Source organism: Paenibacillus woosongensis (assembly GCF_009725165.1).
GTDB lineage: Bacteria > Bacillota > Bacilli > Paenibacillales > Paenibacillaceae > Fontibacillus > Fontibacillus woosongensis.
In genome coordinates this window covers 888,952-902,110 of record NZ_WNZW01000002.1, presented here as the reverse complement: position 1 = coordinate 902,110, position 13,159 = coordinate 888,952, and the positions used below count along the sequence as shown (strand labels likewise).

The window sequence follows — 13,159 nt, the reverse complement described above, 5'->3', positions numbered from 1 at the left end:
CTTGATAAGGATTGGAAGAAAGGTTTTTGATTAAAAAAGAGCCCCAGTCTAATCTGGAACTCATCCTTGCAAACGGATGGTTTTCCATCCTTATTTATTATTATTGTTGTTGCGGGCTTCCCCGCCCATGCGTCCTATACGGCGGTAGAACTCCTTATCGTGCTTCTCGGAGGTGGCTTCTCCGCCCTTTTGGCCGATCTCTTGATAGAATTCCTTGCTGTGGCTTCTGGAAGTAGCTTCTCCGCCTTTTTGCCCGATTTCCTGGTAGAACTCTTTGCCGTGGTTTTTGGAGGTGGCCTGTCCTCCCAAGCGACCGGCTTCTTGACGGCTCATTTTGCCGTTTCCGCGTGCCATTTCCAATCAACTCCTTATGCGAAAAATATTGTTTTGCGTATGATTTATTTACCACAGCCAGTTAGTTTGAAACGCCAGAAAACAAAAAAAGATCCAAATGGCTCTAAAATTGGCAATATTCTTCAATATTGCTGACTCGGCTGGTCAATGCTTGCTGACTGTACGGAAGGGGTGGAAGGCCCGGCGTTCCAGCTTCTGCAGCCATTGCACCGGCGGTTCAATGACCGGCGACGTCCATTTGCGTACAAGGGGATGGCTGAGCACAAGAGTCAGGGCAATAGCCCCGACAATAAGCATGGCGGAAGCTGCCGTATTCGTAACGCGATCATATAAAGGGGAGGCGGCCGCAAAGCGGATAATGAGTCCATGCAGGAGGAACACATACAAGGTGCGCCGTCCCAGATCGGTCAGCTTGCTCTCCCGCAAGGGCACGAAAGACAGAAAAGCGATTCCTGCCAGCAGCTGCGGGGCGTAAAGAGCCAGCCGGTAGGCTCCGGCATACCATTCGTTATGACCGAGCTGCCCGTACGTCATGCTGCCGTACAGCCATCCGACATCGATAAGCTGCCCCCATAAAACGGCGGCGACCAGCATAACACCGGCAAGCGACATAGTAAGCGCACGGGCCAAAGGAGTGAAAATTTTCTCCAAATAGGCAAATGAAAAATGATAACCGGCAATAAAGAAAGGCAAATACACAAAGGTCCGCGACAAGCTGAGCCAGACTCCATCTACTTGCAAATATCCGACGAGCACGCCCAGAGCAAGCGATACCGCCAGCTGCTGGAGGGGCGTCCATTTGTTCATGACGGTCAGCAGTACGCGCCAGCACAGATGGCTGGCAAGGAACCAGAGCAGCAGGTACGGAGCAAAGAAGGAATGGTGGATGTTCTGTACCTTAAATACGGTAACGTCCAGTATTGAATACAGGCTTTGAAAGATAACGTACTGGAGGCTGATTTGCAGCATCAGCTTCCGGCCGGGCAGGCCGAGCAGATTGGTTTTGGCGAAGTACCCGGTGACGAATACGAACAGCGGCATATGAAAAGTAAAAATCCATACATATAGAGCATGCATGGCGTCTATGTCTTGGATCAGCGGCTCGATGGCATTGCCGATGAAGACGCAAATGATCAGTAAAAAGCGCAGGTTGAGAAAAAATGCCTCTCCGCGCGGATTCGATGGGATGATGTTCGTCTTCATGCTGACAGCCTCCTCAAGCCTTTCAATCATTCAAATTTTAAGTATACGGTCTCTGTAATAAAGGTACTCTTTTTGAAGATCAGTACACGTGATAATTATCACAATAGAAAACGCTGTCAGTCCGCTCATTTGTGGCAAAGTATTGAATCATATACAATAGCGGTAATGTGAGTAAGCTGTACGAGGGCTGTATAAAGCGAACGATGAAACCGGGAGGAATGACTATGGCGATTGTTCAGGCAGGCGACCGCAGTGTGCCATGCCAGGCGATATTATTCGATAAGGACGGAACCTTGCTGGATTTCATGGCCCTCTGGGGAGAATGGGCGATGACGCTGCTGGATTTGCTGGACAGCCATTTGGAATTGCTGGGGGCGCGGCGGATCGACAGCAGAGCAGCACTGCTGGGGCTCAAGCTGGATGAGCGGCAGCAGATCGAGGATTATGATAAGACCGGGCCGCTAGCAATGGGGAGCGAGGAAGAGGTCACCGCGCTGCTCGCCTGGCAGCTGTATGCGGCGGGAGTTCCTTGGAACGAAGCGCTGATTCAGGTTAGGCAGTTCAGCTCGTCGGCGATGATTGAGCTGAGAAAGCGCAGAAACGCCAGACCGATGCCAGGGCTCGCAGCTTTACTTGAGGCTAGCCAATCGCAGGGAATACGACTTGCTGTTGTCACGTCGGATACGACGGAGGCAGCGAGCGAGCATTTGAGCTGGATGGGAATCGAGCGCTATTTCGACGTTGTCGTCGGCAGGGATCGGGTGAGCCTTGGCAAGCCTTTTCCCGAAATGGCTGTGCTTGCTTGCCGCGAGCTTGGCGTATCCCCTGAGCATGCGATTGTCGTAGGGGACAGCAACGGGGATATGCAGATGGGCAAGCAGGCGGGGGTGCGGATGACGGTTGGACTAGCTCCGGACGGCGGAGGAGAATCGTACCTGCTGGATGCGGATGCGGTTATTCGCAGCTTTAGGGAAATGAAAGTACTGGAGGAGGCATGAAAGCAGTGACATTAAGCAAAATCGAACAGCTCGCGTCCTGGGTGAAGGAGGGGCGCAGAACCGTATTTTTTGGCGGGGCGGGCATTTCTACAGAAAGCGGAATACCCGATTTTCGTTCCGCAGCGGGCATTTATCAGCAGGAAAAAGCTTCGCCGTATTCCCCGGAGGAAATTTTGAGCCGGCCGTTTTTTGACCGCCATCCGGAGGTATTCTATGATTTTTACAAAACGAAGATGATCCATCTGCATGCCGAGCCGAATCCGGCTCATCGTTGCCTGGCTTGGCTGGAGGACGAAGGCAAGCTGGATGCGGTTATTACTCAAAATATCGACGGCCTGCATCAGAAGGCAGGCAGCCGCAGCGTGCTGGAGCTGCACGGTTCCATACACCGGAACTATTGCATGGGCTGCGGGAGGTTCCATAGCCTGGAGGAAGTGATGAGTACGGGCGATCCTGTGCCAAAATGCCAGACTTGCGGGGGAACTGTCAAACCCGATGTTGTATTGTACGGGGAGAACCTGGATACGCAGGTGATCGAAAGGACGGTTGAGGCAATTAGCGAAGCGGATCTGCTGCTGATCGGCGGGACTTCTCTGACCGTTCAGCCGGCGGCTCACCTGGTCACGTATTTTCGGGGACAGCGGACAGTGCTGTTGAATGCATCGCCGACAGCTTACGATAACCAGGCCGATTTGCTGATTGCCGAGCCGATTGGCGCGGTGCTCGGGCAGGTGGAATCGCTGCTTAAAGCCGGGAGCTGAAGGGTTCGCCATGATGCCGAAAACGGTTTCTTCCTTCTTGCCAAAGGTTTTTGAACGAGATATGATATTTTTCGAAAGAAAATTACAGCAGGAAGGTAGGGAACTAAATGGCATATATTGCTAGTGAAGACCGGTACGAGTCGATGATATATAACCGTGTGGGTCGTTCGGGCCTTAAGCTTCCGGCCATATCGCTTGGATTATGGCATAACTTCGGTGGTGTAGATACGTTTGAGAACGGACGCGAGATGATTCGCAGAGCTTTTGATTTGGGCATTACCCATTTTGATTTGGCCAACAATTACGGCCCGCCTCCGGGTTCGGCGGAAGAAATGTTCGGTACCGTGCTCAAAAAAGACCTGACACCCTACCGGGATGAATTGGTGATCTCCTCCAAAGCCGGCTACTATATGTGGCCAGGTCCTTATGGCGAGTGGGGATCCCGCAAATACTTGATTTCCAGCCTCGATCAAAGCCTGAAGCGGATGGGCCTTGATTATGTAGATATTTTCTATTCCCACCGCTTTGATCCGGAGACCCCGCTAGAGGAGACGATGATGGCGCTGGATCACATCGTTCGCTCCGGTAAGGCGCTGTACGTAGGCATATCGAGCTATTCAGCGGAGCAGACGAAGGAAGCGGTCTCCATCCTCAAGCAGCTGGGCACGCCGCTGCTCATCCATCAGCCGAATTACTCGCTGCTGGATCGCTGGATCGAGAATGGCCTTCAGGACGTCCTGGAGGAGAATGGGGTTGGCAGCATCGCCTTCTGTCCATTGGCTCAGGGACTGCTCACAAACAAATATTTGAACGGCATTCCGGAGGATTCCCGTGCGAAGAACCCGACCGGCGCTCTGCAGGAGTCGCAAATCACGCCTGAGATGCTGCGTAAAGTACGCGCACTGAACCAGATGGCCGCAGCACGGGGGCAGAGCCTTGCCCAATTTGCGCTCGCATGGGTGCTCCGCGGAGGCAAGGTCACGTCTGCGCTGATCGGCGCAAGCCGGGTGAGTCAAATTGAAGAGAACGTTCAGGCGCTAAGCAAGCTTGAGTTCACCGACGAGGAATTGAACCGGATCGAAACGATCCTCCATAACCATGGCGAGCATTAATGTTGTCCGTACGCATAGAAGAGCCCGTTTCCTTGCATAGGGAAGCGGGCTCCGGTTATTTTCCAGAGGCGTTTCTTCGGTACTCGCTTGGCGATTGTCCGTAAAACCGGCGGAACTGCCGCGAGAAGTAGAGCGCATCGTTAAGGCCGACAGAGGAAGAAATCTGTTCGATGGACAGCTCAGGCCGCTCGCGCAGCAACTGCCGCGATTTGTCGATTCTGAGCTTCAGCAAATAGGTAACGGGGGTCAGCCCGGTCTCCTTCTTGAAAACGCGGGAGAGATAAGCGCGGTTATATCCCAGGCTTGCGCACATTTCTTCAATGGATACATGATGGGCATATTGGCTTGAAATATAGTAAATCATCTGTTTGACGATTTTTTGCACGGCCGACTCGCCGGAGGGAAGCGTTGATTCTTTAAGATAAGAGTCCTCCGCCTCGGCCATGATCAAATACAGGCAGCCGAGAGAGTGCAAGTGCGAGCTTGGCTTCTTGCTGCGGAATTCCTGCAGCACGGATGTCAGCAGCTCGGGAATACGGCTGTCTGTAGGGGCGTGAATGACGGGATGCTTGGGCGTTAAACCCGCACGCTCCAGGAGCGAGGGTACCTTTGCCCCCGTAAAAGCGATCCAGCGGTAACGCCATGGTGTCACGGAATCGGATGAATAGCTAACCAACTGATTCGGATGAATGAGAAAGCCGTCTCCGGGCTGCAGCTCGTATATGGAATACTCCGTTTGGAAGGTTCCGTTGCCCTCTTCAACAAAATGGAGCAGATAGTAGTCATAAACTTTCGGCCCGACGCGGTGATCCGGTCTGGTCTGGCTCTCGCCAGCAAACAAAATGTGCAGGTCGCTCTCATCAAATACTTCGGGGTTAGCGGCAGCGCTGTAGGTTTCTAGCAGCATTGGGGAGCCTCCTTCGTGCTTGGCGGATCAATTCATTCTATTTATATTCTACTTGGGAAGGTCATATTTATCCATACAAACCTCGCATACATACATTATCAAAATGGCGTGAAGTCTTTATACTGAGAGCAAGAACCGAATATTCCATGAAGATGGGGTGTGCATGTTGAACAAACAGGAAATGGAGCAACTGTTCCTCTCCCGCAATGGGAGCAGCCAAGAGAGCATATTTGTATTCAATGCGCCGGGACGCGTGAACCTGATCGGCGAGCATATCGATTATAACGGGGGTTATGTTCTGCCGGCAGCGCTGGAATTCGGAACAACGCTGGCGATCCGCCGCCGTCCTGACCAAAAAGTAACCTTTGCCTCCGCAAACTTCCCTTATGCCGCGGAGTTCGAAGCGAATGAGCTAGGGCAATCCAAAACAGGGGAATGGGTCGACTACCCGATCGGAGTCATAGTGGAGCTGAACAAGCTGGGCACTACACTGACTAGCGGTTATGACCTGCTGTTCCATGGAGAAATACCGAACGGCGCGGGTCTGTCCTCTTCCGCTTCAATCGAAGTAGTCACTGCGTTTGCGCTGCTGACGATGGAGGGCAGAGAGACAGATACTGTGGAAATTGCCCGCCTGTCCCAACGCGCGGAAAATCTATATGTCGGCGTAAACAGCGGCATCATGGATCAGTTTGCCGTAGCAAACGGCGCCAAGGATCATGCGATTCTGCTCATGTGTGATACGCTGGAATATCAGCGGGTACCGTTCCGTACTGGAGCCTACAAGCTGGTGATCGGCAACACGAACAAACGAAGGGGTCTAGTTGACTCCAAATACAATGAACGCCGCTCGCAGTGCGATGAAGCGCTGCGTCAGCTGCAGGCTCATGAGCCGGGGCTGAAATACCTGGCGCATTTGAAGCCGGAGCGCCTGGGGGAGCTGGAGACCATTTTTACGGACCAGGTGCTGCTGGACCGTGCCAAGCACGTCGTGCTGGAGAACGCTCGCGTGCTGGAATCCGTAGAAGCGCTGACCAACAACGATCTCCAGCATTTCGGCAAGCTGATGAATGCGTCGCATGATTCTCTGCGTGATTTGTATGAGGTGAGCTGCATGGAGCTGGATGTCCTGGTAGAGGAAGCGCTTCGCATTGAGGGGACATTGGGGTCGCGGATGACTGGAGCGGGCTTCGGCGGCTGTACGGTATCCCTCGTACATGAAGATGCCGTAGATGGCTACGTCAAGCAGGTTGGCGAGGCTTATCAGCGCCGTACCGGTCTAGAAGCTGAATTTTATGTTTGTGGAGTAGGGCAGGGAGTACATGAAATGAAGGAGGAGAACTAAAATGGCTATTTTGGTTACTGGTGGAGCAGGGTATATCGGATCACATACTGTGGCGGAATTGCTGGACCGTGGAAAAGATGTCGTCGTCCTCGACAATTTGCAATCGGGCCACCGCGAAGCGCTGCTTGGCGGCAAGCTTTATGAAGGGGATTTGCGGGACAAGGCGCTGCTGGCTAAGCTATTCGCCGAGAACGAAATTGAAGCGGTCATTCACTTCGCGGCTAACTCGCTGGTCGGAGAGAGCATGCAGCAGCCTGTGAAATATTATGACAACAACGTATACGGCACGCTTTGCCTGCTGGAAGCTATGGATGCAGCCAATGTACGGCGCATCGTATTCTCTTCCACGGCCGCTACTTACGGGGAGCCTGAAAAGGTACCCATCGAGGAGTCGGACTTAACGCAACCGACGAACGTTTACGGAGAAACGAAGCTGATGATGGAGCGGATGATCGACTGGTTCGATAAGGTGCTTGGCATCAAATACGTGTCCCTTCGTTATTTCAACGCGGCGGGCGCGCACGATAGCGGACGAATCGGGGAAGACCACAGACCGGAGAGTCATCTCATCCCGCTGATTTTGCAGACTGCGCTTGGACAGCGGCCTTCGATTTCCGTCTTCGGCGACGATTACAATACGCCGGACGGCACATGCGTCCGGGATTATATCCATGTCAGCGATCTGGCGGACGCGCATTTGCTTGCGGTAGAACATCTGATCGCAGGCGGAGACAGCAACATTTTCAACCTGGGGAATGGACAAGGTTTCTCGGTTAAGGAAGTAATCGAACAGGTGCGTGAAGTGACCGGCCGCGACTTCGAGGTCGTCATGAGCCCGCGCCGCGCCGGAGATCCAGGCGTGCTGATCGCTTCATCAGATAAGGCGAGATCCGTTCTGAAATGGCAGCCGACGCGAAGCAGCCTGGACAACATCATTCGCAGCGCTTGGGCTTGGCATAGCGCGCATCCAGGCGGTTATGACGATTTCAAGTAAAGGAGTGGATGGACTGTGGCAGCTAAAGAAAGAACTATGCAAGAAGCGCAGCAAGCGATAGAACGGCTGCTGCAATATGGGCTCGGGCATCGATTGTTTGATGATTGGGATCTGGATTATACGCGCAACCGCTTGCTAGAGCTGTTCTGGCTGGATGAGCCATGGATAACGGAATTGGAGGAGTCTGCTGGCAGCGAGCTTCGCGAGCCGCTGGATATTTTAATCGATTATGGCTATGCGACTGGCCTAATTCCGGATAATTCCGATACGTATCGCGACCTGCTCGACGCTAAAATCATGGGTCAGCTGATGGCACGGCCTTCAGAGACGATCGCTGCGTTCAAGAAGACCGCGCGCGAGGAAGGCATCGAGGCGGCAACCCGCGATTTCTATGCTCTTGCAGTGGACAGCAACTATATTCGCATGGACCGGGTTGCGAACAATATTTACTGGAATCAGGCCACGCCTTACGGCGAGATGGAAATTACGATCAACTTATCGAAGCCGGAGAAAAGCCCGAAGGAGATTGCCATGGCCAAGCTGCTGCCTCCTCCGGTCTATCCGAAATGCCAGCTGTGCCGTGAGAATGTGGGATATGCCGGGCGGGTCAATCATCCGGCAAGGCAAAACCTGCGGGTCATTCCGCTTGAGCTGAACGATGAGCCGTGGCTGTTCCAGTATTCGCCTTACGTATACTACAACGAGCACTGCATCGTCTTCCATCATGATCATGTGCCGATGAAGCTGACGCGGGATACCTTCAAGCGCCTGCTGGATTTCACGGCGGAATTTCCTCATTATTTCATCGGCTCCAATGCAGATTTGCCGATCGTCGGCGGATCGATTCTGACGCATGACCATTTCCAGGGGGGCAGGCATACGTTCCCGCTGGAGAAGGCTCCGGCCGAAGCGGCGTTCCGGCATGAAGCATTCGAGGGTGTCACGGTTTCTATCGTGAGATGGCCGATGACCGTGCTGAGATTGAACAGCCACCAGCCGGACGTGCTGCTGGACGCTGCCGATGATTTGTATGAAAAATGGAAATGCTATAGCGATCCGGAAGCCGAGGTGCTGGCATTCACCGAAGAGAACGGGCAAGCCGTCCCGCATAACACGGTTACGCCGATCGTACGCCGCGGCGCGGACGGCAGCTATGAAATGGATATCGTGCTGCGCAATAACCGGACAAATGAGCAGTATCCGGAAGGGATATTCCATCCGCACCGGGAAATGCACCACATCAAGAAGGAGAACATCGGTCTGATCGAGGTGATGGGACTGGCGATTCTTCCTGGACGGCTAAAGGAGGAGCTTGGCCGCATCGCGGAAATCCTAAGCGGGAACCAAGGTTTGTATGAAGAAGTTCTTGCAGGGCGTGATGCTGCGCTTGCAGTTCACGCTGAATGGGTCCGGGAGCTTGTTGCCGCGCATGGGCACGGTATGAGCCCGGAAGAAGCCGAGGCGCTGCTTCGCGATGAGGTAGGGCTGAAATTCTCCGCTATTCTGGAGCATGCCGGCGTGTTCAAGACTACGCCTGCCGGACGCGAGGCCTTCCGCAGATTCGTAAGCGCCGCTGGGTATCGCGAAGCGTAACATGATTTAGGTTAAGACTGTCTTTCATTCGATGAATGGAAGGCAGTCTTTTTTCATAAGAAAGCATGGCGTTACTCACCAAGGGAAATGTCACTCGAAGCCGCTCCGCTCACTTTAAGTATGCGGATTGTTTCCTAAAAGGGGGAAGAGTATAATTTAGAGTGCAGTACATAATTTAAGGGATAAACTAAGGGAGGCATGTTGCATGAACTCTTTTCAATTTCATAACCCGACGAGGCTCATTTTTGGCAAAGGGCAAATTACAGCACTGAAGACGGAGGTTCCTAAATACGGTAAAAAAGTGCTGATGGTATACGGCGGAGGGAGTATTAAGCGGAGCGGGCTGTATGATCAGGTTATTGCCCAGCTTACAGAAATCGGGGCAGAAGTGACCGAGCTGGCCGGTGTGGAGCCGAATCCTCGCTTGTCCACCGTTCACCGCGGAGTGGATCTATGCAAGACAAAGGAGATCGAACTGGTTCTAGCAGTAGGCGGAGGCAGTGTGCTGGACTGCGCTAAAGCGATTGCGGCAGGAGCCAAATACGACGGGGATATGTGGGATTTTGCCGAGCACAAGGCGGTTCCGAAGGCGGCGCTTCCGCTAGGAACCGTGCTGACGATGGCCGCTACTGGCTCGGAAATGAACGGTAATTCGGTTATATCCAACGAAGCAACCGAGGAGAAGCTGGGCTGGGGCAGCCCGCTCGTGTATCCTGTTTTCTCGATCTTGGATCCGGAGAATACCTTTACTTTGCCGAAAGACCAGACGGTGTACGGCATTGTTGACATTATGTCGCATGTATTTGAGCATTATTTTCACAAGGAAACCAATACCTTGCTGCAGGATGAATTCTGCGAGGCGCTGCTTCGTACCGTAATTGAGACGGCACCCAAGCTGATCGAGGATTTAGAGAGCTTCGACCATCGGGAGACGATTCTCCTCTGCGGCACGATGGCTCTGAACGGAGTGCTGAATATGGGACTTTCCGGTGACTGGGCAACCCACAATATCGAGCATGCCGTATCCGCCGTGTATGATATTCCGCATGGAGGCGGCCTGGCGATTCTGTTCCCGAACTGGATGAGTCATAATCTGCCTCATGACGTAGCCCGCTTCAAGCGTCTCGCGGAGAAAGTGTTCCGGATCGATCCAAGCGGCAAAAGCGACCAGCAGGTGGCCGAGGAAGGAATCGCCGCCCTGCGCGCGTTCTGGAACTCGATCGGCGCGCCAAGCAGGCTTGCCGACTACGATATCGATGACAGCAAGCTGGAGCTGATGGCCGATAAAGCGATGCGGTTCGGACCTTTCGGCAATTTCGCGAAGCTTGAAAAAGAGGATGTTCTGGCCATTTACCGCCGTTCCCTGTAACGTAACGATGCAAGTGTGCTATAGCGCGCTGGCCGCTGCATAAACATAAGATGCGGTCAAAAAATAAGATGTTTAAGCCGAGCAGGTACCCGCGGGTGCCTTGCTCGGCTTTTGCGGTTCACCGCGAAGCCTGCTAAATGAACGAAACGAAACCACTTCCTGTAACGTATTACTAAATATATACACATCCAGAAAGGAGGGGCTGCAGATGGAGGCTATGTTCTGGAGCTGTCTGCTCGGCGGAGCCGTATTCGCTTTGCTAAGCGTCATTGTGGGAGATATCGTAGGCAGCTGGCTGGACGGGATATTGGACATTTTAAACGTCGATTTTCTAAAGCCGATTATTCTGGCTTCCGCGGTGACTACGTTTGGGGGGGCCGGCGTATTGCTCGTCCGCTACACCAGTCTTAGTATTGCGGCCGTCATTGTATTTTCGATTCTAATCGCGTTATTGATGTCGGTGATCATTTATTTTGCTTACGTTAAGCCGATGGAGAACAGCGAGAACTCGACAGGCTTCTCTGCAGCCGAGCTTCCTGGCAAGCTGGGTGAAGTGACCGTGCCGATCCCAAAGGCGGGGTTCGGGGAGATCATGGTCAATTTTGTGGCTGGCAACACGCTACATATTGCATCAAGCTGGGACAACACGGAAATTCCGGCAGGCACGCTTGTCGTCGTTATTGATTCCAAGGACGGCGTCGTGCAGGTATCGCGGCTTTATGAGAATGGACAGGAAAGGGAGATGGTGTGATGTTTTTTGAAGGGATGCCTGATTTTTTGTTAATTCCGTTGATCATTATTGCGGTCATCGTTGTGCTTGGCTTAGCGTTTTGGGCTCGGTATAAGACGGTAAGTCCGGATGAGGCGATGATTGTTACGGGTTCCTTCCTAGGCAGCAAAAATATTTCTGATGATGAAACGGGCCGCAAAATCAAAATCGTCCGCGGCGGCGGGGCTTTCATTTGGCCCATATTCCAAAAGGCGGAGTTCATGTCCTTGCTGTCGCATAAGCTGGACGTGATGACTCCGGAGGTCTATACCGAGCAAGGCGTGCCGGTATCGGCTGACGGGGTTGCCATTATCAAGGTGGGCAGCTCGGTTGAAGACGTGGCTACGGCAGCAGAGCAGTTTATGGGCAAGCCGATTGAATCGCTTAAAGGAGAAGCCCAAGAAGTTCTCGAGGGCCATCTTCGCTCAATTCTCGGATCGATGACCGTAGAGGAAGTATACCGGAACCGGGACAAATTCGCCCAGGAGGTTCAAGGCGTCGCTGCCCGGGATCTCAAAAAGATGGGGCTGCAGATTGTCTCTTTTACGATTAAAGACGTACGTGATAAGCACGGCTATCTAGAGGCGCTTGGTAAGCCGCGTATTGCCGCGGTAAAACGTGACGCCGAGATTGCTGAAGCCGAGGCGGTGCGGGATTCGCGGATTCAAAAGGCGCTCGCTGAGGAGTCCGGTCAGAAGGCCGAACTGCTCCGCGATACGAATATCGCCGAGGCCTCCAAAGAGAAGGAACTGAAGGTCGCTTCATTTAAAAAGGAGCAAGACACGGCGAAAGCAGAAGCTGACCAGGCTTATCATATCCAGGAAGCGCGTGCAAAGCAGACGATGGTGGAAGAGCAAATGAAGGTCGAGCTCGTGCGCAAAGAACGGGAAATTGACCTGCAGGATAAGGAAATTATGGTACGGCAGAAGCAATATGACGCCGAAGTGAAGAAGAAAGCCGACGCCGACCGTTATGCGGTAGAGCAGGCAGCGGAAGCTGAGAAGGCCCGAAAGATGCGGGAGGCCGACGCGCTGCAATACTCCATCGAGACCCAGGCTAAGGCTTCTGCTGAGCAGAAACGCCTCGAAGGTCTTGCGATCGCGGATGCTGAAAGGGCAAAGGGGACGGCCGACGCCGAGATTATCCGGCTGCGGGGGCTTGCTGAAGCCGAAGCGAAGGAGAAGCTGGCCGAAGCGTTCCAGAAGTTCGGCGAGGCCGCGATTCTGGATATCGTGGTGAAAATGCTGCCTGAGCTTGCGGAGAAAATCGCTGGTCCAATCTCGTCCATCGATAAGCTCACCGTTGTGGACACCGGCAAAGGCGAAGGCGCTGCCCGGGTGAGCAATTACGTGACCGAGCTCATGGCTACGGCGCCGGAAATGCTCAAAAGCGTATCCGGCATCGAGCTGGATCGTTTGATTAAAGGCCTGACCCAAGGCAAAGCCCTGCCGGCAGCTTCTTCTGCCCAGGTTCCGGCTGCAGCCTCCGCAGGGGCGGCTCATAACTCGCCTTCTCCGCTGCAGACAGAATCAGTCAAACCGCCTGTCGTACAGGAAAGCGCAGCTTCCTCGGAGCAGGATTCCTGATTTCATGGCGTGATTTGCTTGATAACAGGAAGTAATTATTGACATTTGTGCATAAGCTCGTTGTAAAGCGTCTCGCCGAAAGGCGAGGCGCTTTTATATTGCGCCGTACTATGGTAGAATTTAATATTCGTAAGCATGGAATTTTGTATTTTGGAGGCAAGTGAGGTG

11 protein-coding genes and 1 pseudogene are annotated in these 13,159 nt (G+C 53.3%); 9 read left to right on the top strand and 3 right to left on the bottom strand.

What is annotated here, in order from left to right:
- Positions 1 to 93 precede the first annotated feature (93 nt).
- Together GNP95_RS10405 and GNP95_RS10400 are read right to left on the bottom strand one after the other, a co-directional pair.
- Positions 94 to 354 (bottom strand): annotated as a pseudogene (locus GNP95_RS10405) (KGG domain-containing protein); the annotation flags it as partial.
- 144 nt (positions 355 to 498) lie between these two features.
- The gene (locus GNP95_RS10400; protein WP_155610730.1) at positions 499 to 1,557 is read right to left on the bottom strand and encodes an acyltransferase family protein; all 1,059 of its coding nucleotides are present in this window, start codon (positions 1,555 to 1,557) and stop codon (positions 499 to 501) included.
- A gap of 224 nt (positions 1,558 to 1,781) precedes the next feature.
- Here GNP95_RS10400 and GNP95_RS10395 point away from each other — a divergent pair, with 224 nt between their 5' ends.
- From GNP95_RS10395 to mgrA, 3 genes are all read left to right on the top strand, one after another.
- Positions 1,782 to 2,555, top strand: coding sequence for an HAD family hydrolase (locus GNP95_RS10395; protein ID WP_155610729.1), 774 nt, complete (start codon positions 1,782 to 1,784; stop codon positions 2,553 to 2,555).
- Positions 2,556 to 2,560: 5 nt separating this feature from the next.
- The gene (locus tag GNP95_RS10390) at positions 2,561 to 3,316 is read left to right on the top strand and encodes an NAD-dependent protein deacylase (protein WP_330163339.1); all 756 of its coding nucleotides are present in this window, start codon (positions 2,561 to 2,563) and stop codon (positions 3,314 to 3,316) included.
- A gap of 107 nt (positions 3,317 to 3,423) precedes the next feature.
- Positions 3,424 to 4,428, top strand: a complete 1,005-nt coding sequence (gene mgrA / locus GNP95_RS10385; protein WP_155610727.1) for an L-glyceraldehyde 3-phosphate reductase — start codon at positions 3,424 to 3,426, stop codon at positions 4,426 to 4,428.
- Positions 4,429 to 4,483: 55 nt separating this feature from the next.
- Here mgrA and GNP95_RS10380 read toward each other — a convergent pair whose 3' ends face one another.
- Positions 4,484 to 5,335 carry an AraC family transcriptional regulator gene (locus tag GNP95_RS10380; protein ID WP_155610726.1) on the bottom strand — a complete coding sequence of 284 codons (852 nt, stop codon included), beginning with the start codon at positions 5,333 to 5,335 and terminating at the stop codon, positions 4,484 to 4,486.
- A 181-nt stretch (positions 5,336 to 5,516) separates the two neighbouring features.
- Here GNP95_RS10380 and GNP95_RS10375 point away from each other — a divergent pair, with 181 nt between their 5' ends.
- The 6 genes from GNP95_RS10375 (at position 5,517) to GNP95_RS10350 (ending at position 12,991) form a co-directional block, all read left to right on the top strand.
- A complete protein-coding gene (locus GNP95_RS10375; RefSeq protein ID WP_413773740.1) occupies positions 5,517 to 6,680 on the top strand; it encodes a galactokinase in 1,164 nt (387 codons plus the stop codon).
- Between the two features lies 1 nt (position 6,681).
- Positions 6,682 to 7,674, top strand: a complete 993-nt coding sequence (gene galE, locus GNP95_RS10370; RefSeq protein WP_155610724.1) for a UDP-glucose 4-epimerase GalE — start codon at positions 6,682 to 6,684, stop codon at positions 7,672 to 7,674.
- Positions 7,675 to 7,710: 36 nt separating this feature from the next.
- Positions 7,711 to 9,267, top strand: a complete 1,557-nt coding sequence (locus GNP95_RS10365; RefSeq protein ID WP_155610882.1) for a UDP-glucose--hexose-1-phosphate uridylyltransferase — start codon at positions 7,711 to 7,713, stop codon at positions 9,265 to 9,267.
- A 205-nt stretch (positions 9,268 to 9,472) separates the two neighbouring features.
- The gene (locus GNP95_RS10360; protein WP_155610723.1) at positions 9,473 to 10,636 is read left to right on the top strand and encodes an iron-containing alcohol dehydrogenase; all 1,164 of its coding nucleotides are present in this window, start codon (positions 9,473 to 9,475) and stop codon (positions 10,634 to 10,636) included.
- Between the two features lie 208 nt (positions 10,637 to 10,844).
- On the top strand, positions 10,845 to 11,387 hold the full coding sequence (locus tag GNP95_RS10355) for a protease (protein WP_155610722.1): 543 nt from the start codon (positions 10,845 to 10,847) through the stop codon (positions 11,385 to 11,387).
- 14 nt (positions 11,388 to 11,401) lie between these two features.
- Positions 11,402 to 12,991, top strand: coding sequence for a flotillin family protein (locus tag GNP95_RS10350; RefSeq protein WP_155610721.1), 1,590 nt, complete (start codon positions 11,402 to 11,404; stop codon positions 12,989 to 12,991).
- Positions 12,992 to 13,159 lie beyond the last annotated feature (168 nt).